The organism is Streptomyces sp. NPDC026538 (genome assembly GCF_055567535.1).
On record NZ_JBVHQG010000001.1, the window covers coordinates 774,429 to 796,285 of the forward strand.

At 71.2% G+C, this 21,857-nt stretch carries 21 protein-coding genes; 10 read left to right on the forward strand and 11 right to left on the reverse strand.

Annotation, left to right across the window (positions count from 1 at the left end; genetic code table 11):
* Window positions 1-205: 205 nt before the first annotated feature.
* The 3 genes from ACZ4N4_RS03590 to ACZ4N4_RS03600 all read right to left on the reverse strand — a co-directional run bounded on the left by ACZ4N4_RS03590 (window position 206) and on the right by ACZ4N4_RS03600 (window position 3,783).
* On the reverse strand, window positions 206-1,126 hold the full coding sequence (locus ACZ4N4_RS03590; protein WP_453573142.1) for a UTP--glucose-1-phosphate uridylyltransferase: 921 nt from the start codon (window positions 1,124-1,126) through the stop codon (window positions 206-208).
* A 189-nt stretch (window positions 1,127-1,315) separates the two neighbouring features.
* Entirely contained in the window at window positions 1,316-2,551 is a 1,236-nt protein-coding gene (locus ACZ4N4_RS03595; protein WP_467583962.1) for a CaiB/BaiF CoA transferase family protein, read from the reverse strand.
* 5 nt (window positions 2,552-2,556) lie between these two features.
* On the reverse strand, window positions 2,557-3,783 hold the full coding sequence (locus tag ACZ4N4_RS03600) for an acyl-CoA dehydrogenase family protein (RefSeq protein ID WP_467583965.1): 1,227 nt from the start codon (window positions 3,781-3,783) through the stop codon (window positions 2,557-2,559).
* 319 nt (window positions 3,784-4,102) lie between these two features.
* Here ACZ4N4_RS03600 and ACZ4N4_RS03605 point away from each other — a divergent pair, with 319 nt between their 5' ends.
* A complete protein-coding gene (locus ACZ4N4_RS03605; protein ID WP_467583968.1) occupies window positions 4,103-4,861 on the forward strand; it encodes an intradiol ring-cleavage dioxygenase in 759 nt (252 codons plus the stop codon).
* Window positions 4,862-4,864: 3 nt separating this feature from the next.
* Here the strand turns inward: ACZ4N4_RS03605 and ACZ4N4_RS03610 are convergent, their stop codons facing one another.
* Window positions 4,865-5,329 (reverse strand): ATP-binding protein, encoded by a 465-nt coding sequence (locus ACZ4N4_RS03610; RefSeq protein ID WP_467583970.1) that lies wholly within the window; start codon window positions 5,327-5,329, stop codon window positions 4,865-4,867.
* A gap of 130 nt (window positions 5,330-5,459) precedes the next feature.
* Here ACZ4N4_RS03610 and ACZ4N4_RS03615 point away from each other — a divergent pair, with 130 nt between their 5' ends.
* Together ACZ4N4_RS03615 and ACZ4N4_RS03620 are read left to right on the forward strand one after the other, a co-directional pair.
* A complete protein-coding gene (locus ACZ4N4_RS03615; RefSeq protein ID WP_467583972.1) occupies window positions 5,460-6,281 on the forward strand; it encodes a helix-turn-helix domain-containing protein in 822 nt (273 codons plus the stop codon).
* Window positions 6,278-6,520, forward strand: a complete 243-nt coding sequence (locus tag ACZ4N4_RS03620) for a DUF397 domain-containing protein (RefSeq protein ID WP_467583975.1) — start codon at window positions 6,278-6,280, stop codon at window positions 6,518-6,520. Before ACZ4N4_RS03615 ends, ACZ4N4_RS03620 begins: the two co-directional genes overlap by 4 nt.
* Window positions 6,521-6,524: 4 nt before the next feature.
* Here ACZ4N4_RS03620 and ACZ4N4_RS03625 read toward each other — a convergent pair whose 3' ends face one another.
* Complete coding sequence (locus ACZ4N4_RS03625) at window positions 6,525-7,427, reverse strand: aminoglycoside phosphotransferase family protein (protein WP_467583978.1); 903 nt, start codon at window positions 7,425-7,427, stop codon at window positions 6,525-6,527.
* A 96-nt stretch (window positions 7,428-7,523) separates the two neighbouring features.
* Here ACZ4N4_RS03625 and ACZ4N4_RS03630 point away from each other — a divergent pair, with 96 nt between their 5' ends.
* Window positions 7,524-8,507, forward strand: a complete 984-nt coding sequence (locus ACZ4N4_RS03630) for a GlxA family transcriptional regulator (protein WP_467583981.1) — start codon at window positions 7,524-7,526, stop codon at window positions 8,505-8,507.
* Between the two features lie 13 nt (window positions 8,508-8,520).
* On the forward strand, window positions 8,521-8,790 hold the full coding sequence (locus ACZ4N4_RS03635; protein ID WP_467583984.1) for a hypothetical protein: 270 nt from the start codon (window positions 8,521-8,523) through the stop codon (window positions 8,788-8,790).
* A gap of 25 nt (window positions 8,791-8,815) precedes the next feature.
* Here ACZ4N4_RS03635 and ACZ4N4_RS03640 read toward each other — a convergent pair whose 3' ends face one another.
* The gene (locus ACZ4N4_RS03640; RefSeq protein ID WP_467583987.1) at window positions 8,816-9,475 is read right to left on the reverse strand and encodes a DUF4360 domain-containing protein; all 660 of its coding nucleotides are present in this window, start codon (window positions 9,473-9,475) and stop codon (window positions 8,816-8,818) included.
* Window positions 9,476-9,704: 229 nt separating this feature from the next.
* On the reverse strand, window positions 9,705-10,163 hold the full coding sequence (locus tag ACZ4N4_RS03645) for an RrF2 family transcriptional regulator (protein ID WP_382526754.1): 459 nt from the start codon (window positions 10,161-10,163) through the stop codon (window positions 9,705-9,707).
* Window positions 10,164-10,236: 73 nt separating this feature from the next.
* Between ACZ4N4_RS03645 and ACZ4N4_RS03650 the strand changes: the two genes are divergently transcribed.
* On the forward strand, window positions 10,237-13,275 hold the full coding sequence (locus tag ACZ4N4_RS03650) for a beta-galactosidase (RefSeq protein ID WP_467583990.1): 3,039 nt from the start codon (window positions 10,237-10,239) through the stop codon (window positions 13,273-13,275).
* Window positions 13,276-13,339: 64 nt separating this feature from the next.
* Here the strand turns inward: ACZ4N4_RS03650 and arfA are convergent, their stop codons facing one another.
* A complete protein-coding gene (gene arfA, locus ACZ4N4_RS03655) occupies window positions 13,340-14,851 on the reverse strand; it encodes an arabinosylfuranosidase ArfA (protein ID WP_467583993.1) in 1,512 nt (503 codons plus the stop codon).
* Window positions 14,852-15,144: 293 nt separating this feature from the next.
* Here arfA and ACZ4N4_RS03660 point away from each other — a divergent pair, with 293 nt between their 5' ends.
* Genes ACZ4N4_RS03660 through ACZ4N4_RS03670 form a run of 3 tightly spaced genes read left to right on the forward strand, consistent with a single transcriptional unit; the run spans window position 15,145 to window position 18,393 of the window.
* Window positions 15,145-15,774, forward strand: a complete 630-nt coding sequence (locus ACZ4N4_RS03660; protein ID WP_467583995.1) for a toxin-antitoxin system, toxin component family protein — start codon at window positions 15,145-15,147, stop codon at window positions 15,772-15,774.
* On the forward strand, window positions 15,771-17,006 hold the full coding sequence (locus ACZ4N4_RS03665) for an MAB_1171c family putative transporter (protein ID WP_467583997.1): 1,236 nt from the start codon (window positions 15,771-15,773) through the stop codon (window positions 17,004-17,006). Before ACZ4N4_RS03660 ends, ACZ4N4_RS03665 begins: the two co-directional genes overlap by 4 nt.
* A complete protein-coding gene (locus tag ACZ4N4_RS03670) occupies window positions 16,999-18,393 on the forward strand; it encodes an NAD(P)/FAD-dependent oxidoreductase (RefSeq protein ID WP_467584000.1) in 1,395 nt (464 codons plus the stop codon). The genes ACZ4N4_RS03665 and ACZ4N4_RS03670 overlap by 8 nt, the downstream gene beginning before the upstream one ends.
* 200 nt (window positions 18,394-18,593) lie before the next feature.
* Here ACZ4N4_RS03670 and ACZ4N4_RS03675 read toward each other — a convergent pair whose 3' ends face one another.
* The gene (locus ACZ4N4_RS03675; protein ID WP_467584002.1) at window positions 18,594-19,460 is read right to left on the reverse strand and encodes an SMP-30/gluconolactonase/LRE family protein; all 867 of its coding nucleotides are present in this window, start codon (window positions 19,458-19,460) and stop codon (window positions 18,594-18,596) included.
* Complete coding sequence (locus ACZ4N4_RS03680; protein WP_450759366.1) at window positions 19,457-20,230, reverse strand: IclR family transcriptional regulator; 774 nt, start codon at window positions 20,228-20,230, stop codon at window positions 19,457-19,459. The genes ACZ4N4_RS03675 and ACZ4N4_RS03680 overlap by 4 nt, the downstream gene beginning before the upstream one ends.
* Window positions 20,231-20,351: 121 nt before the next feature.
* Here ACZ4N4_RS03680 and ACZ4N4_RS03685 point away from each other — a divergent pair, with 121 nt between their 5' ends.
* Window positions 20,352-20,951: a hypothetical protein gene (locus ACZ4N4_RS03685; protein ID WP_467584005.1), complete on the forward strand. Its 600-nt coding sequence runs from the start codon at window positions 20,352-20,354 to the stop codon at window positions 20,949-20,951.
* On the opposite strand, the gene ACZ4N4_RS03690 is transcribed toward ACZ4N4_RS03685, so the two are convergent.
* Window positions 20,932-21,804 (reverse strand): ATP-grasp domain-containing protein, encoded by an 873-nt coding sequence (locus ACZ4N4_RS03690; protein WP_467584008.1) that lies wholly within the window; start codon window positions 21,802-21,804, stop codon window positions 20,932-20,934. The genes ACZ4N4_RS03685 and ACZ4N4_RS03690 overlap by 20 nt on opposite strands.
* Window positions 21,805-21,857: the final 53 nt, after the last annotated feature.

Below are 21,857 nucleotides of genomic sequence, written 5' to 3' on the forward strand. Positions count from 1 at the left end.
GCCCGAAAGGGTTGTCGGAGGCGACGAACGCGAGAGGCCGGGGGGCAAACGCCACGGTGCCCGTCCGCAATCATGCGGACGGGCACCGGATGGAGCGCCGGGCAGGCCTTGCACCTGCATTTCCCCGCAGGAAGCGGGGCGTCTTTCCTTGGACCACCAACGCAGCACCAGCCACCGGGTTCAGCGGCGACCAGCTCTGGGACGATCATACCGTATCCGGCACGCTCTCCTGTTCCTCGTCGAGCCCGCGGACCAGGCCGCGCAGGACGGGCCCGTACTCGGGGTGGGCGAGGGCGAAGGCCATCTGGGCGACGAGGTAGTCGGCCGGGTTGCCGGTGTCGTACCAGCGGCCCTGGATGACCTGCCCGTACACGGCCCGGCTGGCGGCGTAGGCGTTGATGGCGTCGGTCAGGTAGACCTCGCCGGTGCGGTGCTCGTACCAGCGGCGGGTCTGCTCGCGCAGTTCGTCGATGATGCCGGGGGTGATGACGTAACCGCCGATGGCCGCGTACGGGGACGGGGCGTCGGCCGGCGCGGGCTTCTCCACCAGGCCGGTGATGCGCAACTGCCCGTCGCCGAGGTCCTCCTTGACTATCGGCACGCCGTAGCGCTGGGAGTCGGCGGGGTCCATCGGCAGCAGGGCCAGCACCGGGCAGCCGGTCTGCTCGTAGGCGCGGATCAGCTGCTGCGCGCGGGGGACGTCGGCGACGAACACGTCGTCGGGCCAGAGCACCAGGACCGGCTCGTCGCCGAAGGAGCGGGCGGCGTTCAGCACGGGCGTGCCGTTGCCGTACGGGCCGTACTGGTCGAGGTAGGTGATGTGGCCGCGACGGGCCAGCTCGGCTACCTCCTCGACGGCGTCCGCGTAGGCGGTCTTCCCGTCGGCGCGCAGCTGTTCCACGAGCCCGGGGTTGGGCCTGAAGTGGTCCTGGATCAGGCTCTTGCCGCCCGAGACGACGATGGTGATGTCGGTGATGCCGGAGTTCACCAGTTCCCGCACGGTGTGCTCGATCACCGGTTTGTCGCCGACCGGGAGCATCTCCTTCGGCGTGGCCTTCGTCAGCGGCAGCAGACGGGAGCCGAGTCCGGCGGCGGGGATCACGGCCCTGCGGATCGTCGGGGGCATCAGGTCTCTCTCGGTCGGACGGCACGGGATACGCCGACGCTACCAACGGCCCCTGTCCCACCCGGCAAACGCCGACCGGCCGGACGCCTTCGTCCAGGTGACTTCAAGGCGAAGTCGAGACGAAGGCCGAGATGAGGGATACGGACGTCCCGGCCCGCGGACTTCTCCGACGAGGCCATGCCCACCCGGCTACTCCGTTCCCGTCTCCGTTTCCGTGGCGTCGGGGACCGCTCCCCGGGCACGTAGTCCGGCGATCTCGGCGGGGCCGAATCCCAGCTCGGCGAGGATCTCGTCGTTGTGCTCGCCCAGGTCCGGTGCCCGCTTCGCCGGCACCTTCGGCACCCCGCGGAGGGTGACGGGGCTGTTGACGGTCTCCGTCAGCCCGCTGACCCCCTCCAGCGGGACGACGATGTCGTTCTCGCGCAGTTGCTGGTCCCGCGCGGCCGCTTCCGGCGTCTGGATGAGGCTGTAGGTGATCCGTTCCCGGCCCAGGACCTCCTTCCAGTGGTCGAAGGTCTGCGAGCGGAACTCGGTGTCGAGCAGTTCGGCCAGCGCGTCGGCGTGCTGGACCATGCCCTCCAGGTCGGCGAACCGGGGGTCCTCCAGCAGTTCGGGGTGCCCGACGGCGCGGGTCAGTCCCGGCCAGCGGGTGGGTGAGGCGACCAGCATGAACCACTCGCCGTCCGCGGTCTGGTAGGGGTTGATCAGCGGGTTCGCCGGCGCCTTGCGGTCGTGCAGTTCGAAGGGGGTGCCGTGGGCGAGCGCGCCGGCCACCAGGGTTCCGGTGGCCCAGACGCCCGTGGCGAGCAGTGACGTCCCGACGTTGGCCCCTTGTCCGGTCCGCTCGCGGTGGTAGAGGGCGGTCGTGATCGCCGCGTAGATGGCGATCGCCGTCGTGTAGTCGCCGCTGCCCCAGACCGGGACGGTCGGCGGGGCGCCCGCGTCGCGGGTGGAGGCCAGCAGTCCGCTGCGTGACCAGAAGGCGGTCAGGTCGAAGCCCGGCTGCCGGGCGTCGGGACCCGTGTCCCCGAAGCCGGTGAGGTCGGCGTAGACGACCCGCGGGTTCCAGCCCGCGACCTCCTCGTAGCCGAGGTGCAGCTTCTCGCGCGTGCCGTGCGGGAAGTTGGTGATCACCACGTCGGCCCACTGGACGAGCCGCTTGAGGACCTCGACGGCCGACGGCGCCTTCAGGTCCAGCACCATGCCCCGCTTGTTGCGGTTGGCGAGGTGCCAGCTGTAGTTCGCCTGCGCCTGCGGACTGGGCGGTACGGAACTCAGTCGCCGCTGGGGGTCGCCCGTCCCCGGCGGCTCGATCTTGATGACGTCCGCTCCGAAGTCGGACAGCACGGTGGCCGCGGCCGGCCCCGCGATGAACGAGGACGCGTCGAGGACCTTCAGGCCGGTGAAGACGGATTCGGTGGTCATCGTCATCACTTCACGAAGGCGCTCAGGCCGCCGGTGACGGCGCGTCCCACGATCAGGGTCTGGATCTCCCGCGTGCCCTCGTACGAGTAGAGGGCCTCGGCGTCGGCGACGAAGCGGCCGACCTTGTAGTCCAGGACGATGCCGTTGCCGGCCAGCAGCTCCCGGGCCCACCCGACGCTCTCCCGCATCCGCACGGTGCAGTACGCCTTCGCCAGGGCGGAGTGCTCGTCCTTGAAGATCCCGGCGTCCTGCAACTGGGCCAGGCGCACCACCATCCCGCACGAGGCGGTGGCGTTGCCGAGCATCTTCACCAGCAGATCCTGGACGAGCTGGAAACCGCCGATCGGGCGCCCGAACTGCTCGCGTTCCTTCGCGTACTGCAACGCGATCTCGTAGGCGCCGAACATCGTTCCCACGGCCTGCCAGGCCACCCCGCTGCGTGTCTGGCGCAGGATGCCCGCGGTGTCCTTGAACGAGTTCGCGTTCTGCAGCCGGTTGGCCTCCGGGACGCGGCAGCCCTCCAGCACGATGTCGGCGTTCTGCACGATCCGCAGCGCCATCTTGTTCTCGATCTTCGTCGCGGTGAACCCGGGGGTGTCCTTCTCCACGACGAAGCCCAGCACGTGGTTGGTCTCGGTGTCCCGCGCCCAGATGACGACCAGGTCGGCGAAGGTCGCGTTGCCGATCCACCGCTTGGCCCCGTCGAGGATCCAGCCGTCGCCGTCGCGGCGCGCGGTCGTCCGCAGGCCGCCGGCCACGTCGGAGCCCCCGTGCGGTTCGGTCAGCCCGAAGGCTCCGATCTTCTCGAATCGGCTCATCGCCGGCAGCCATCGCTGCTTCTGCTCCTCGGAACCACAGGCGAGGATCGAGCCCATGGCGAGCCCCGTGTGCACGCCGGAGAAGGTCGCCAGGGACGCGTCGGCATGGGCGAATTCCAGCGCCAGGAATCCCGAAAGGAGATTGCTCGGCTTGGTTTCCGCGGAGTCCGGGTCCGCCCAGTCCACCAGCCCGAGGCCGCCGAATCCCTCCACCAGCTGGAAGGGGAACTCGGCCCGGCCCCAGTAGTCCTCGAGGAGGGGGGCGGCCTGCGTGTGGAGGAATTCGCGGACGCGCTCGATCTTCTTCCGCTCGCTGTCCGACAGCAGTTCCTCGAAGGAATAGAAATCGGCGGGCAGCAGTCCTTTGCCCAGGTAGGGACTGGTTGACTTCGGCAGAAGCGGGTTGGCAGCCATGGAACATCTTCCTCTAGCACTGCGGGACATTGCGTCGGCTTCGGAGCCCCTCGGCACTTGGCACTCTCCGCGCTGTGTCTCGGCTCTCTGGTGCGATTAGAACCAGATGCCGCGCCGATTCCGACGAGCCCTCGCCGTTCAGGGGGTGCCCTCGTCGCGGCGAACGACCCCAATGGCCCCTTTCATGCCCGGTACCGGCGCGCGCCGTGGCGTCGAACGGGGATCGTCCGTCCGGCTGTCTCAACTCAGGACTTGACGGTTGTTCACTTTGCTGAACTGACAGCTTTCCAACAGCAACCATTCCTACGGTGCCGTGTCCATGACAGACACCTCAGAAGGCGCCCGCTCCGTCGGACGCCGTACCGTACTCGTCGCCACCGGGACGACCGCCGCCGCGCTGGCCGTAGGCGCAGCGGTCTCGACCGAGGCCCCCGCGGCAGCCGCCGCGCCCGCCCCCGAGCCGGCCGCCGCCGCGGCGGTCTGCACGCTCACGGAGGAGATGACCGAAGGCCCCTACTACCTCGACGGGGCGCTGGTCCGCACCGACATCACCGAGGGCAAGCCCGGCATCACGTTCAAGCTCGCGCTCACCGTCGTCAACTCCGCCTGCACCGTCATCCCCAACGCCCTGGTGGAGGTCTGGCACACCGACGCGCTCGGCGAGTACTCCGGGTACGTCGGCAACAACGGCCACAACGAGGCCGACGACGGCACCTTCCTGCGCGGCGGCGTGCTCACCAACTCCAGCGGCGTCGCCAACATCACCACCATCTACCCGGGCTGGTACCGGGGCCGCTGCATCCACATCCACGTGAAGGTCCACACGGGTGTCACCCTGACCTCCGACGGCTCCTTCACCGGCGGCAGGACCGTGCACACGGGCCAGCTCTTCATCGACGAGATCATCACCACGGCCGTCGCCAAGGTCTCGCCGTACTCGACCAACACGACCACCCGCACCACCCTCGCCCAGGACTCCATCTACGACGACGGCGGCGCCTCCTCCGGCCTGATGACCGTCACCGGTTCCACCACCGCCGGCTACACCGGCACCCTCACCCTCGGCGTCACCAGCTGATCCTCAGGGTCTGCGCCGAAAAGGCAGGTCCACCTCGGCCCGTACGGTCTTGCCCGGTGCGTCGGCGCAGTTCCTGCTCAGCACCTCCCACCGATCGGCCAGCGCGTCCACCAGCACGAGCCCCCGGCCGCCGTCGTCCAGCGGCCCGCCCGGCCGTACCACGCCGGGTGCGGGCGGCCGCCGTTCGGCCAGGGTGTCCGTGACCTCGACCCGCACGCTCCCCGTCACCAGCGACACCCGCAGCTCGAAGTCCCGCCCCGGCACCCGCCCGTGCGTCACGGCGTTGGCCGCGAGCTCCGCGACGATCACGCCGACCTTGTCGATCACCTCCGCCGACGCGAACGGGCCACCCCACGCGTGGAGTTGGGCTACGGCGAGATGGCGGCCGAGGCGTGCGCCGCGTGGGGTGGCACTGAGCCGCTGGGCGAATGTTCGACTCACGGTGACGGTGGTGAGGGGAGCGTCCATGCGTCCAATCTGCCGCCCGGAACCGGCACTTCACCAGGTGGGAGCCGCGTACGCTGTGCGCGCGTACACGGTGACGCACTGGACCGTACTGATCACTGGCCGTGACCATGGGGGGCGGGAGGTGGCCTACGTGGGCGATGGAGTGGAGCCGGAGTCGTCGGACAGTCTGCGGACCTTCGGAGCGGTGCTCCAGGCGTTGCGCGAGCACGCCGGGTTGAGCAGGGAGGAGTTCGCGGAACAGGTGCGGTTCTCGAAACACACGGTGGCATCGGTGGAGTTGGGGAGGCGGATGCCGGACGAGTCGTTGGTGGAGGCGTCGGAGGAGGCCACCGGCAACACGGGAGCCCTGCGGAAAGCGGCGGCGCATCTGGCGCGGCAACCAGGGTTGGCAGCCTGGTTCCGGCAGTGGGCGAGGATGGAGACGACGGCGATCACGTTGTACACGTACGAGAGCCGAATGCTGCCAGGGCTGCTCCAGACGAAGACCTACGCCGAGGCGCTGTCCGCAGCACAGCTTCCGCCGTTGGACGACGCAGAGATCGAGGAGCGGTGGGCTGCACGAGCGGAACACCAGAAGCTGCTGTGCGAACGAGCGAACACCGCATTCAGCTTCATCCTCGAAGAGCACTTGTTCCTCCGACGCACCGGCGGCACAGGAGTCACGCGCAGCCTCATCGACCACGTCCTGGAGGTGTCCGAGCTGCGGAACGTCGAGATCCAGGTCATGCCTCTCGTCCAGGAGTCGCACTCGGGCCTACAAGGTCCGATCTGCCTGCTAGAAACCCCTGAGAACAGGTGGTACGCCTACAACGAGGGCCAGGAAAGCGGGCAGTTGATCTCCGACCCGAAAGTGGTCAGCGTTCTCCAGAGGCGGTATGCCAGGATGCGTTCGCAGGCTCTCACCATCCAGGACTCCGTGAGCCTGTTGCGACGGATGCGAGGGGACTTATGAGCACGTCCGGCCTGGCCTGGTTCAAGAGCAGCTACAGCAGCGCGTCCGGCGACAACTGCATCGAAGTCGCCCTCTCCTGGCACAAGTCCAGCTACTGCAGCGGCGGTTCCGGCGACTGCGTCGAAGTAGCCACCTGCCCCACCACCATCCACATCCGCGACTCCAAGAATGACCAGGGCCCCGCGCTCGCCCTCTCCCCCGCCGCCTGGGCCGGCTTCCTCGCGTACGCGGGGAAGTGACCGGTCAGCCTTCGTCCAGTACCGCCCGGATCACGTGCCGGGCGTTGTGGGCCATCGCGGGGTTGGTGTGCCGGTAGTACGGCAGGGCGATCAGTGCCTGGGAGAGGGTGCGGGCCCGGCCGCTGATCCAGGTCGGTTCGTCCACGGCCAGTGCCTCGCGGAACGCCTTCCGGCCCTCGGGCGGCAGCAGGTTCCACGCCGGGAACAGGTCGCAGGCCGGGTCGCCCACCCCCGCGCAGCCGAAGTCGATGACGGAGGCGAGCCTGCCGTCGTCGTCGACCAGCAGGTTGCCCGGCATCAGGTCGGCGTGCAGCCAGACCGGCGGCCCGTCGCCGTCCGGGACCCGCAGCGCCTCCTCCCAGACGGCGGCCACGGCGTCGCAGTCGATGCCCTCCTCCGGGATCCCGCGCAGTTCCCCGATCGCCGCCCGGGTCTCCGCGTCGAGCGAGGAGAGCGGCCCGCCCCGGTGGGCCCGCAGCGCGTCCGGCAGGGTGATGCTCCGCATCGCCGTCACGAACGCGGCCAGATCCTCGGCGAGCAGCACGGGCTCGGCCAGGGCGCCCGGTTCGGGAAGCTCCCCCGGCAGCCACCGGTAGACCGACCACGGCCACGGATACCCGTGGGCAGGTTCCCCGGCGCCGAGCACCTCGGGAATGCGAACGGGCAGGTGCGGGGCGAGGCGGGGCAGCCACTCCCGCTCCCTCGACACGTCCTCGGCTCCGCCCTCGACCAGCGGCAGCCGCACGACCATGTCGTCGCCGAGCCGGTACATGGCGTTGACGGTGCCGCCGGACGGCCACCGCCGCACTGCCGACCCCGCCCACCGCGGGAACTGTCCCGCGATCAACCGTCGTACAAGGCCGTCGTCGATGGGGTGCATACCGGGATGCAGGCGCCCTGTGCTCATGCGCGTCATCGGATCACCGGGCGCCGACGGGCGTCAAACGCCTTTCCGGGGCTCGACGGCGGTGGCTACATCAGCGGCTGGCGATAGAATCGTGCCATGTCCGAGATCGCCTTCCTGAAGACCCGCCCCCACCGGGTCGTCGTGCTCGCCCTCGACGGGGTCTACCCCTTCGAGCTGGGCATCCCGAACCGGGTCTTCCCCTGCGTCCCGGGCGCCTACGAAGTGGTCACCTGCGCGGCGACGGACGACCGCACGGTGGCGACCAACGCCGACTTCACGGTCACCCTCGAACACGGGCCGGAGGCGCTGGAGAGCGCGGACACCGTGGTCGTCCCGCCGTACGACATGACGCGGATCACGGACGAGGTGCCCGCGCCGGTGGCCGCCGCGCTCGCGCGGATCCGGCCCGCTACCCGGATCGTCTCCATCTGCACGGGGGCGTTCACGCTCGCGGCGGCCGGGCTGCTGGACGGACGGCCCGCGACGACGCACTGGGCGCTGGCGCCCCGGTTCCGCCGGATGTTCCCGCAGGTAGCCCTGGATCCGGATGTGCTGTTCATCGACGACGGCGACGTGCTGACCTCCGCGGGCGCCGCCTCCGGTGTCGACGTCTGCCTGCACATCGTCCGCTCCGACCACGGCAGCGCGGTCGCCAACAGCGTGGCCCGGCAGTGTGTCGTACCGCCGTGGCGGGACGGCGGCCAGGCGCAGTACATCGAGCAGCCGGTGCCCGACGAGAGCGCCACCGGGACCGCCGGCACCCGGGCGTGGGCCCTGGAGAACCTGGAACGGCCGCTGGCCCTGCGGGAGTTGGCGGAGCATGCCCGGATGAGCCAGCGCACCTTCGCGCGCCGCTTCCTGGACGAGACCGGCGTCAGCCCCGGCCGCTGGCTGATCCAGCAGCGGGTGCACCGGGCCCGCCATCTGCTGGAGACCAGCGACCTGGCGATCGACCGCATCGCCGCGGAGGTCGGCTTCGCCACCGGCACGTCCCTGCGGCAGCACCTGCACGCGGCGATCGGGGTGTCCCCGCAGGCGTACCGGAACACGTTCCGGGCGACGGCGGCGGCCCGGGGCTGAACACTCGGTTGCGATGTCTCCGATCCGCACCGGGAAAGGACGGGCGAGCTCCTGCACGGAGCTCGCCCGCCGCGCCGACACCTCCGCGCTGACCGTGCGCCGGCGCCTGGAGGCGCCGGCGCACGGCATGGTTGTACGGCTGGCTACCGACGCCGACCTCGACGCGCTGTACGTATTCCTGAGCGAGACCGTCGGCGCCCTGGAACACGTCACGACGACCGAGGTCACGCCCATCCTGACGGGGGTCAAGCGGACCGGACTGGTCCGCCCGGGGAGCCTGTGACCGGCGCAGGACTACTTCACGGGGCCTACTTGGCGGGGCACTGCTTCCAGGCCAGGTGGTAGACGGTGCTGATCTCACCGTCGGTCGAGTCCATGGTCATGAAGCTGACCTTGCCGGGGTTCGCGCTCCCGGCGGTCACCCGCAGCTCCGTGTTGATGTTGAAGTTGCGCTGGACCCCGCAGGGCGCCCAGACCAGCTGGGCCCAGTCGGTGGTGTCGGTGGCCTGCCAGTTGTCGTCGTAGGGGCCCCGGAAGGGGTGGTTCGCGGAGGCCGTGTTGGACGAGCCCTGGAAGTAGTACGAGGCGCGCTGGGTACCGGTGGCGCCCTGCTGGAGGGAGGCGAAGCCGCGGTAGTCGGCGCTGGCGATGGCGTAGGTGAAACCGCCCGGCACGTGAACGACCAGGTTGAGCTGGCAGTTGCGCCGGAAGGCGGTGGGGTCGGAGTTGCCGCCGGCCTGGGCGAGGTATTCGCTGTAGGTGACGGTGAAGGCCTCGTTGTCCTCGGAGACGGCGACGGCGGTGGTGCCCTGCGGGCAGCCGGAGCCGTTCACCGTGGCGACGTTGATCACGATCTTGTCCGGCGGCGGGTCGTCGAAGACGGGCGACGACGAGGCCTTGGCCTGGGCGGGCAACCCGGCGGTGAGCAGCGCGGCGAGCGCTCCGCCGAGCAGGAGTCCATGCCTCATGGGTTTCATGGTTTCTCCGGTTCGGTGATCGGGTGGGGGGTGACACCCGCGGACCACAGGACCCTCACGCCCCTCAAGGCTCGATATGGTTCACCTTTGAAGAACCTGTGAGTTTCCTGTGAAGAACGGGGCGCTCGCATCGTAGGAATCCCCACGCCGACCGGTCAGGGCGAACTCCGGCCATTCACAACACCGGATTTCACAGCCGCCGTGACCTCCCGCCCCACCCCTAGGGGTTCTCCCAGGCGGCCGGTTCCGCGGCCAGCGCCCGGACCGGCTCCGGAAGGGCGTCCGCCGCGATGTCCGCCACGGTGACCCCTTCGAGGATCCGGCGGACGTTCGCGCGCAGGGCGATCCACAGGGGCAGCAGCGGCTGGGCGGTGCCGGTGTAGGCCAGACCCGTGGGGCGTTCGCCGCGTACCGACACGATCGGGCCGTCCACGGCCCGGATGAGGTCCGCCACGGTGATCGCGGACGCGTCCCGGGCCAGCCGGTAGCCGCCGCCCCCGCCACGTCGGCTGTCGACGATCCCGGCGCGCCGGAGGTCACCCAGAATTCCCTCCAGGAATTTGTGCGGGATCTCCTGCGCCCCGGCGATCTCCTCGGCCTTCACCGGGCCGTCGTCCTGCCGTACGGCGAGCTCCAGGACCGCCCGTACCGCGTAATCCGCTCGTGCCGAGATCCTCATGTGTCCATTGTGGGGCGTACTCCCGTGGACAATGGCGGCACCCGCGCCCCGTAAGATCGCCCGGGAGGATCCCTTGGCGCTCAGCAGACGTACCTTCAGTGCCCTCGCCGGCTCGGCCGCGCTCGGTTTCGCCCTGGGCGGCAGCGGCGGCCCCGGGGCGCCCGCGGCGTACGCGGCACGGACCGTGCCGACCGGCCCGGCCCCCGCCCCGCCGCGTGCCGACGGGCGGCGGCACGCGATCGGCCACGACCAGTACTCCCTCGTGGTCGACGGCCGGCGGCTGGTCGTCTGGTCCGGCGAACTGCACCCCTTCCGGCTCCCGAGCCCGTCCCTGTGGCGGGACGTGCTGGAGAAGATGCGGGCGCACGGCTACAACACCGTCAGCATCTACGTGGCGTGGAACTACCACTCCCCCGCGCCCGGCACGTTCGACTTCACCGGCGTCCGTGACCTGGACCTGTTCCTGCGCACGGCCGCCGAGACCGGGCTGTACGTCATCCTCCGCCCCGGCCCCTACATCAACGCCGAGGTCGACGCCGGCGGCTTCCCCGGCTGGCTGACCGCCACGCGGGGCTCGGCCCGCACCACCGATCCCACCTACCTCGGGCACGTCGACGCGTGGCTGACGGCCGTCAACCGCATCGTGCGCCGCCACCAGCACACGGACGGCGGCGGTACCGTCCTGCTCTACCAGATCGAGAACGAGTACGACGGCCACGTCGCCGACCCGGCCGGCCCCGCCTACATGTCCCACCTGTACAAGAAGGTGCGGGCGGACGGCATCGACGTCCCCCTCTTCCACAACGACAAGGGCCGCAACGGCTACTGGATCCCCGGCTCCTTCGACACCGGCGGCGAGACCGGGAAGTGGCTGTACGGCTTCGACGGCTACCCGGCCCCCACCCAGACCCCGCCGGACTGGGGCGACTTCGGGATCGGCGGCCTCAAGGGCGGCGCGACCGCCAGTCCCCGTACGCCCGGGTTCGTGCCGGAGTACGGAGGCGGCTGGTTCGATCCGTGGGGCGGGGTCGAGTTCGGCGGCAAGGGGTACGCCGAGTCCCGGCGCACCCGGGACGCGGCCTACGAACGCCGCTTCTACCTCACCAACCTCGCCAACGGCATCACCCTGCACAACGTCTACATGACCTACGGCGGCACGAACTGGGGCTGGCTTCCGGCGCCGGTCGTCTACACGTCGTACGACTACGGGGCGGCCATCGACGAGGCCCGCAACGTCACTCCGAAGATCGCGCCGATGCACCAGCTCGGCCACCTCCTGCAACGTGTCCCGGACTTCGCCAAGCTGGAGCGCGCGGCGGACGTCCACGCGGACGGGCTGAAGACGTACCACCTCACCAACCCGGACACCCAGGCGCACGTGTACGTGCTGCGCAACGACGGGACGAGCGAGGTGACGTCCACCCTGAGGACCCACAAGCGGGACGGGGGTGACGACATCGAGGTCACCGTCCCGGCCAAGGACGCCCGGCTGATCACCACCGGGCTCTCCCTCGGCAAGCGGAAGCTGCGGTACGCCACCGCCCAGCCGATGGCCGTGTTCACCGCCGGCAGGCAGGACATCGCCCTGTTCACCGGCCGGTACGGCGAGATGGCGCACCTGGTGCTCGAGTGCCCGAGCGAGCCCTTCGTCCAGCGCCTGGACGCCGAGGCGGCCTGGGTGTACGACCAGGGCGTCCTGCACGTCACCGCGCCGCTCGGACAGGGCGGGCTCACCCGGGTCCTGGTCCAGCGCGGCGAGAGCGACACCCCGCTGCTCCTGCTCTTCGCCGACGACGCGACCTCGCTACGGCTGTTCCCGTACGACACCCCGTCCGGCACTCTGCTGGTCTACGGCCCGGCGCTGCTGCGGCACGCGAAGCTCAGCGGGTCGACCGTGCAGCTCACCGGGGACACGGTCGGGCCCAGCGGCGTGGAGGTGTGGGGACCACGCGGGATCTCCTCGGTCACCTGGAACGGGCGGCCGGTACAGACCCGGGCGACCCTCTCGGAAAGCCTGGTCGCCACGTCGGACCTGGCCGGGGCGCCGAAGCCGGCGCTGCCGGTCCTGGCCGGCTGGCGCCGGAAGACCGAGAACCCCGAGTCGGCGCCGGCCTTCGACGACGCGTCGTGGACGGTGGCCGACAAGAAGACGTCGTTCAGTACGACGCCGGTCCCGGACGGACAGCCGGTGCTGTTCGCCGACGACTACGGCTTCCACTACGGGGACGTCTGGTACCGAGGCCGGGTGGACGGCGACCTCGCGGACCTGGAGTCCCTCTCCCTCGCCTACAGCACGGGCACCCAGGGCATGCTGATGGCCTGGCTGGACGGGAAGCCGCTCGGTTCGCACCGGATGCCGGTGCCGGACACGAAGACGGTCCGGCAGGGCAGTTGGGCGGCCACGGCCGAGTTCTCCGCCGCCGGGCTGAAGAAGCAGTGGAAGAAGGAGTCGGAGGAGAAGCCGGAGCAGGGGTCGGAGGAGGAACAGCGCGCGCAGCGGCAGCATGTGCTGTCCGTGCTGGTGCGGCGGATGCAGCACGACATGGACGGCCGGTCCCTGGACACCCACAAGGTGGCCCGGGGCCTGACCGCCGTCACCTTCAAGGGCGCCTCGCCGAAGGTGAGTTGGCGGATCCAGGGCGAGACCGCGCCCGATCCGGTGCGGGGTCCGCTGAACAACGGCGGGCTCTACGGGGAGCGGCAGGGCTGGCATCTGCCCGGCTTCGCCGACGCCGGATGGGAACCGGCCGAACTCCCGTGCGCGGACAAGGGTATGGGCGTCACCTGGTACCGCACCGGCTTCAAGCTGGCCGTGCCGGACGGGGTCGACGCGTCGGTGGGGCTGGTCCTCGAGGACGATCCGGCGCGGGCCTACCGGGCCCAGATCTTCCTGAACGGCTGGAACCTCGGACAGTACGTCAACGATGTGGGGCCGCAGCACACGTTCGTTCTGCCGAACGGGATCCTGCGGACCCGGGGGTCCAACACGCTGGCACTGGCCGTGCTTTCGGATGGGACGAGCGCGTTCGGGCCGGGGGTCGTGCGGCTGGAGCTACTGGGGAGTGCGGCCGGAGGAGTACCGGTTGTGGGGGTGGACTCCCCCGGCCGTTGAGTGCGGGTTGTGTGGGGTTGCTCGCGCAGTTCCCCGCGCCCCTGAAAGCAAGGGGCGCCGGCCCCTACGTCAGTCGGATCACGTTCCAGGACAAGGGCTCCAGAGTGGCCTTGAGCGTGCCGTCGTTCAGCGATGTGCCCTCGGCCTGGTGCGGCGCCACCCGCTCCGGCTCCTCCAACGTGTTGCGGGCGTCGGGGTCCTCGTCCGCCAGGACGTTGTGTTCGGTCACCGACGTCAGGTCGAGGCCGCTCAGGACGATTTCGAGGGGCAGGGTCTCCGTCCGGCTGCGGTTGACGGCGAAGACGGTGACCGTGCCGTCGTCGGCCCTGACCGCTGTCGCGTGCAGCAGGCTCGTCTCGCCGTACTTCTTCGTGTCGTACGCCGGTGAGTCGACCCGCACGTCCAGGACCTGGCCCCGGCCGTACCGGGACGCCTGGGCGAACGGGAAGAACGTCGTCTGGCGCCAGGCCGGGCCGCCGGGCTCCGTCATGATCGGGGCGATGACGTTGACCAGCTGGGCCAGGCAGGCCACCGTGACGCGGTCGGCGTGGCGGAGCAGGGCGATGAGGAGGGAGCCGAAGACGACGGCGTCCAGGACGCTGTAGTTGTCCTCCAGGAGGCGGGGAGCCTCGGGCCAGTCCCGCGCGGCGGAGTTCTCGATCTCATGCCACTTCGAGGTGTACCAGACGTTCCACTCGTCGAAGGAGAGGTTGATCTTCTTCTTGGACTTCAGCCTGGCGCCCACGTGGTCACAGGTGGCGACCACGTTCTCGATGAAGGACTCCATGTCGACGGCGGACGCCAGGAAGGAGTCGACGTCGCCGTCCTGGGGCTCGTAGTAGGCGTGCAGGGAGATGTAGTCGACCAGGTCGTACGTCTCCGCGAGGACCGTCGCCTCCCACTCGGCGAAGGTCGGCATGGACTGGCTGGAGGAACCGCAGGCGACCAGTTCCACGGACGGGTCCATCTGGCGCATGGCGCGGGCGGTCTCGGCGGCGATGCGGCCGTATTCCCCGGCGGTCTTGTGGCCGGTCTGCCAGGGGCCGTCCATCTCGTTGCCCAGGCACCAGAGCCTGATGCCGAAGGGGTCCTTGTCGCCGTGGGCGGCGCGGAGGTCCGACAGGGTGGTTCCGGAGGGCTGGTTGGCGTACTCCTGAAGTTCCAGAGCCTCCGCCACGCCCCGCGTGCCGAGGTTGATCGCCATCATGGGCTCGGACTGCGGGCCGACCTTCTTCAGGAACGCGATGTACTCGCCGAGTCCGAAGCGGTTGGTCTCCGTCGACCGCCAGGCGAGGTCGAGGCGGCGCGGGCGCTCCTCCACCGGGCCGACCGAGTCCTCCCACTTGTAGCCGGAGACGAAGTTGCCACCGGGGTAGCGGACGGTGGTGACGCCGAGTTCGCGGACCAGGTCGAGGACGTCGGTGCGGAGGCCTTCGGCGTCGGCCGTGGGGTGGGTCGGCTCGAAGATGCCGGTGTAGACACAGCGGCCCAGGTGCTCGACGAAGGAGCCGAACAGGCGGGGGTTGACTTCGCCGACGGTGAAGGCGGGGTCGAGGGTGAAGCGGGCGGTGCGCAATGGTCGCCTTTCGGGGGTGGGGTCCTTGTGTTTCGTGGGCGGGTGCGGGTCTGCCCTCGGCGTCGTAGCAGCGGCGCGTTCGGTATGTCGGATTTCGCTCGTAACTTCGAACGGGACCGTAAAATCGAAGCGCTTGCACGTCAACAGATCCGGCGGGACTTTCCTGCGTCGGCGGTTGTTCCGAGGTCAACCACCGTCACCGGATCGCATGACGCGGACACATCCGGACGCGTAATCTCGGACGGGCCGACGCAGCGCGGTGACCGCCGTCGGGGCGGTACGAAGGGGGAGCGATGGACTTGGCCGGCGCGCGGCACCGGTGGGCCCGGATCACCGCCAGGCTGCGGCACCCCCGGCCGAACACAGCGGCCCGGCGCTCCCGGCCGACCGCGGAGATGCGCCGGCTCGCCGCCGACCTCACCGCCGCCGTCCGCGCCCGGCCCCGACGGCCGGCCGGGGCGGGCGAGTTGTGCCGGGCGCTGTGCGAGGAGATGACCGCGCTGCGCGCCGGGCGGCCGGTGGAGCTGCGGTTCGAGCGGTTCCCGGACGAGATCGAGGTCACCGGAGTCTGGGTGGAGTTCCAGGACTTCGACCTGGTCATCGTCGAGGAGCGGGCCGAGGCCGTGCAGCAACTGGTCATCCTCGGCCACGAGTTGTGGCATCTGCACACCGGCCACCGACATCCGCACGAGGTCGGCCCGGAGGCGGCCCGCGCGCTGGCCGGCCAACCGGGCTGGCGGGACATGGCGCTGACGGTGGCCGCCCGCAACGGCTCCCGGGAGACCGACGAGGCCGAGGCCGACGACTTCGGGTACCGGCTGGCGACCGCCTTCCGGCCCTACATGGAGCACCCGCGCCGCTCTCCGTCCGACCCAGTCCAGCGCACCCTCGGCTACCGCGGACGCGGCGGAGCGGCACGGTGACCACCCCCTTGTCGGCGCCGACCCCCTCGGGGCTGCTCAGCGAGCTCTACATCTCCTTCTGGATCCCCACCGCGGTACTGACCACCGCCCTGGTGATCAAGCTGCCCACCATCATCCGGCTGTGGCGCGACCCGCTGCTGCGCGCGGTCGGCGGACTGCTGCTGCTCGCCTGCGCGGTGTTCGTGTTCTGCACGCCGTCGACGATCGCCACCGTCAACCGGTGGACCGGCGTCCCCAACATCTCAGCGCCCTGGTGCTACTCGCTCATCACCGCGTTCGGCGGCTCCTGCCTGCTGCTGATCATCGCCTGGCGCAACGGGCTCGCCGACCGCTCGGCCGCCACCCGGCGCGCGATGCGCTGGGTGATCGCCGGCTACTCCTCGGTGATCGCCGCCCTGTGGCTGCTGTTCGCGCTCGCCGACGTACCGGTGGAACGGCTCCGGGACCTGGACACGTACTACGCCACCACCCCCTTCATGCGCGAGGAGATCCTGCTCTACCTCGTCGCCCACTGCGTGGCCTGTCTCATCACCTCGCGGCTGATCTGGAACTGGGTGCGCACCGAGGGCCTCGACGCCTGGCTGCGCTGGGGACTGAAACTGCTCGGCGTCGGCTACGTCCTGAACCTGATCTTCGACGTCTGCAAGCTGGTCGCGGTCACCGCCCGCTGGTGCGGCTCGGACCTGGACTGGCTCAGCACCAGCCTGGCCCCGCCGGTCGCCGCCCTGTCCGCGATCAACATCGCCGTCGGCTTCATCCTGCCGCACGCCGGCCAGTACCTCCACGACCGCTGGCGGGTCCGGCTCGCCCACCACGAGCTGCGGCCGCTGTACCAGCTGACCCGGACCGTGCACGGCGACGGCGTCCCCTTCGTGCTGCGCGCCACGCCCGAGCTGCGGCTGACCCGGCGCGAGACGTTCATCCGGGACGTCCTGCTGCCCCTGACCCGGCGCATCGACGCCGACCTCGACCGGCGCTCCTACGAGGCCGCGCTCGACCTCGGCCACCCGCCCGAGCGGGCCCGGGCACTGGCCTCCGCGGTCAGCATCCTGAACGCCGTCGGCACCCGGGGCCGTACCGAGGAGCCCGCCGACGCGGCCGGCGCCCCGGACGCCACCCACCTCCTCCGGGAGATCGGGGCGGTGTCCCGGGCGCTGCGCCACCCCGACCGGATCGAGGCGGTACGGGAACGTGCGACCGCCCCAGCAGAGAGCGTTGCCCTTCATGACTGACCGCATCGCCGTCGTCCTCGGCGGCTCCCTCGCCGGCCTGCTCGCGGCCCGGGCGCTCACCCCCTTCACGGACCGGGTCGTGGTGGTGGAACGGGACGCGCTGCCCGCCGGACCGGAACCGCGCAAGGGGCTCCCGCAGGCCCGGCACGTCCACCACCTGTGGTCCGGCGGCGCCCGCGCCCTGGAGGAGCTGCTCCCCGGCACCATCGGACGACTGCGGTCGGCGGGCGTACGGCGGCTGCCGGTGACCACGGACATGGTGGCGTTGTCCCCGCAGGGCTGGTACCGGCGCTGGGCGGAGTCGGCGTTCGTACTGCCCGGCAGCCGGGACCTGCTGGACTGGGTGGTACGGGAGCGGGTCCTCGCCGACGACCGGATCGAACTGCTGCCGCGCACCGAGGCGGTGGGCCTGCTCGGCACGGACCTCGCCGTCACGGGCGTACGGCTGCGGGCGCTCGACTCCGGCGCTGAGCACGTGCGCGCCGCGCAACTGGTCGTCGACGCGACCGGCCGAGGCTCCCGCACACCCGCCTGGCTGGCCGAACTCGGCCTGCCCGCACCCGAGTTCCGTGAGGTCGATGCCGGTATCACCTACGCCAGCCGGATGTTCCGGGCCCCGGCGGAGACGGTCCGCACCGGCTTCCCGATCGTCAACGTCCAGGCGAGCCCGCGGGGCGGCGCCCCCGGACGCGGCGGTGTCCTGATGCCGATCGAGAACGGCCGGTGGCTGGTCACCCTCCACGGCAGCCGCGGCGGCGAGCCGGGCCCCGGCGCCGACGACTTCCTGCGCTACGCCCGGGAGGACCTGGCCCACCCCGTCATCGCCGAACTCCTCGCGAACGCCGAGCCGTTGACCGACGTGTCGATGACCCGTACGACGGCCAACCGGCGGCACTTCTACGAACGGGCCCCGGCCTGGCCGGAGAACCTGGTCGTCCTCGGCGACGCGGTGTGCGCGCTCAACCCCGTGTACGGGCACGGGATGTCGGTGGCGGCACAAGGGGCGCTCGCGATGCGGGACGTGATACGACGTCAGGGCTGGGGCGCCCCCGGGCTCGCGCGCTCCCTCCAGAAGGCGGTGAGCCGGCCGGCGCGGGCGGCCTGGGAGCTGTCGACGGGGGCGGACGTGTTCTACCCCGGCGCGACGGAGAACGGCCCGACCCTGCGGGACCGGCTGACACAGGTGTATGTGGACCGGCTCCTGTACACGGCGACCGGGAACGGCCGGATCGCCCGCCGGGTGACGGACGTGACGTCGCTGGAGCGGGGCACGGAGGTGCTGATGACGCCGGGTGTGGTGCTGGGCGCGCTGGTGGGACCGCTGAGACCCCAGCTGACCCGCCCCCCGCTGACCACGGAGGAGCTGAAGGCGGCGGGGGTCATGTAGGCGGGGGTTGGCCGGGGGCGGGGGTGTCGCTCACCGGCGCCGGCAGGCTGGGTCAGCTGGGAAGGCGCGGCTGTGCAGCGCCCCGTAAGGGGCGCGGGGCTGTATTCGATTTGCGGCTGCCGCCGCGTGGGCGCGACCAGCCCCCACGCACCCGCGCCCTGGCGACCACCGCCACCACCCCTCCCCCGCCTCCCCGACCGCTACCCCTGGAACGCCGGTTGGGCGACTCCCTTCCCGGCACCCGGAATCACCAGCAGGGAACCCGCCGTCGGATGCGGCCGCTCCAGCCCCACCCGCGCCGACGTGACGTACAGGTCGGTCAGATCGGCGCCGCCGAACGCACAGGCCGTCGTCAGCGGCGTCGGCAGGCTGATCACCCGGTCCAGCTCGCCGTCAGGCGTGTAGCGGCGCACCGCTCCCCCGCCCCACAGCGCCACCCACACACAGCCCTCCGCGTCCACCGTCAGCCCGTCGGGGAACCCGGCATCCTCCTCGATGGTCACCAACGGGCGGCGGTCGACGGGGAGTTCGCCGTCGTAGTCGAAGACGTCCACCCGCCGCGTCGGCGTGTCGACGTAGTACACGCGGCTGCCGTCCGGGCTCCAGCCCGTCCCGTTGCTGACGGTGACATCGGGCAGCAGGGTGGTGACCGAGCCGTCACCGGTCACCCGGGACAGCGTGCCACCGCCCACCGTCTCGTCGTAGCGCATCGTGCCCGCCCACAGGGAGCCGTCCGGCGCCACCGCCGCGTCGTTGGCGCGGCGGCCGGGGACCGGCTCGCGGTGGAGCCAGCGGAACGTGTCGTCGGGGTCGAGGAGGCCGACGCCGTCGCGGAGGTTGAGAACCAGGCCGCCGTTCGCGCGCGGCTTGACCGCGCCGATGTGCTGCTCCGCGGTACGGATCGTGCGGCGGTCCGTGGCCGGGTCGTACGTGTGGATCCGCGCGCCCAGGACGTCGATCCAGAGGAGCCGGCCGGTCGCCGCGTCCCACGTCGGGCCCTCGCCCAGCGTCGCCTCCGCCGCCACCGCGACCTCGTACGCCGTGTGTGCCGTGCGTCCCGTCGTCATGCCACGCTCCGGTGGCCGAGGCGCTCGGAGAGTTCGGCGGCGCCCTTGGCCGCGAGCTGCTCCAGCTCGACGCGGCGCTCGTCGCTCCAGCGGATCATCGGGACGGAGATGGACAGCGCCGCGACGACCTGCCCGGTCCGGTCGCGGACCGGCGCGGCGACGCAGGAGACGTCCGGGTTGGACTCCCGGCTCTCCACGGCGATGCCACGCGCCCGGATCCCGGTGAGGGCCTCGCGCAGCGCGCCCGGCTCGGTGATGCTGTTCGGGGTCATCGCGACGAGGTCGGCGTCGTCCGGGATGCGCGCGGTCAGCTCCGGCTCCGGCAGCGAGGCCAGCAGCATCTTGCCGACCGAGGTGCAGTGGGCGGGAAGCCGGCGGCCGGCGGCGGAGACCATGCGGACGGCGTGCGTGGAGTCGACCTTGGCGATGTAGATGACGTCGGTCCCTTCGAGGATCGCCACATGGACGGTCTCGTCACAGGTCTCGGCGACGGACCGGGCGACCTGCTGGCCCTCGGCGGCGAGGTCGAGCTGCTCGGCGTACCGGCTGCCGAGCTGGTACGGGCGGACGCCGAGCCGGTATCGTCCGGGCTGTCCGGGTACGGACACGATGTACGAGCGGGCGGAGAGCGTGGTCACCAGCTCGTGCACGGTGGTGCGGGGCAGCTGGAGTCTGCGCACTATGTCGGGGGCGGAGAGAGTCCCGTCCCCGTCGAGGAAGAGCTCAAGAATGTCGAGAGCCCGGGTCACGGCAGGCACGAGGCGTCCCACGTCCGGCCCCCTCCCTTGGGTCTAAGCGCCAGATATCGTCGGAAACCGCGGAAGCCGTTCGAGATATCAACAGGCGATCGGCATGACGAACACAGGCTAGCCATCGGGGATTGCCCGGGCAATGGCCGGGAACCAGCCGGGGGCCGGTATGTGCACCATGGGTGGCATGCGACTGGACTTCCAGCTGGTGCTGCTGCGCCGTATGGCCGACCACAACCCGGACCTGGTCGAGGACGCCCGGCGCGCGCTGGGCGCGTCGATCGCGGACATGCGGGAGGCCAACAAGCGGTGGCAGGCGATGGCCCGCTCGCCCCGGTCCCGCTCGGCGGCCGCCCGCTACCGCTCGGTCCTCGGCCCGCCCGACTCCGAGACCAAACGCACCGTCGGTGACCTGGAGTGCGTGGCCTGGCAGTGGCCCCTCCCCCTGTGGCCCACGCTCCGCTTCGAGGTCATGGCCGGCCCCGGCGGCGCGGTCTGGAACGAATGGCTGGTCCGCGCCCCCGGCGCCGCCGCCCCGAAGCTGGAGACCCTCGACGACCTCGCCCCGTGGTCCTGCACGGTCGACGAGGCCGCCCGCGCCTTCGCCCCCGCCCGCCCCCTGGAGGGCACGGCCCCCACCCGCTGGGGCCTCACCTTCAAGGTCCCCGACGGCCGTCAGGTGGTCGCGGAGTTCACCTGGGGCCTGCTCCAGCGCACCGCGGTCATCGACGAGCCGCGCTGAGGATCGCCTCCGCCACCCCGTCCACCGATCCGGGGTGCAGGAACAGGAACAGGTTCGGCTCGACCAGCTCCAGTTCCATCACCTGCGGCTGCCCGTCCGCCCCGTCGACCAGGTCCACCCGGGCGTACAGCAGCTCGGGCGCCTCCGGTACGGCGGCCAACGCGCGCTCCGCGACCTCGAGTTCGGCCGCGACAGGGGTCCACCGCGTCAGGTCGGGGTGGGCGACCTTGTCCGCGTCGTACGCCGTGCCCGGGGTGAGGACCGCCCGCTTGCGGCTGGCGTGCAGCAGCCGGCCGCCGAGGAACTGCAGCGCCCGCTCACCGCTGACGTCGATCCCGGCGACGTACGGCTGGACCATCGCGGTCAGCCCCTCGTCGTGCATCCGGGCCAGGTGCCGTACGGCCGTCCCGTGCTCGTCGGGCGTGTAGCGGGCGGCGAACCGGGCGCCGGCGCCGAAGGCGGGCTTGACGACGAAGTCGCGGTCGGACGGCAGCTCGACCGGGTCGCCCGGCGCGAGGTACCGGGTCGGTACGACGGGCACACCGGCCGCCGCGAGATCACCGAGATACCGCTTGTCGCTGTTCCAGCGGACCACGGCGGCCGGATTCGCGATCCGGGTCGCCTTCCCCACCCGCTCCACCCACGGCAGGAACTCCTCGGTGCGCCAGCTGTAGTCCCAGGTGGAGCGGATGACGACCAGGTCGAAGGCGCCCCACTCCACGCCGGGGTCGTCCCAGGGACGGGCGACGGCGTCCGCCCCCGCGGCGGTCAGCGCGCGCAGCAGCACCGGCAGGTCCTGGTCCTTGCTCGGCTCCGCGCCGGGGTCGTAGGTGGCGAGGGCTATTCGGGGCACGGCGGGGGCTCCCTTGTCCTGGTGGCGGCGGGGGTGTTCCGGTCCGTCGCAGG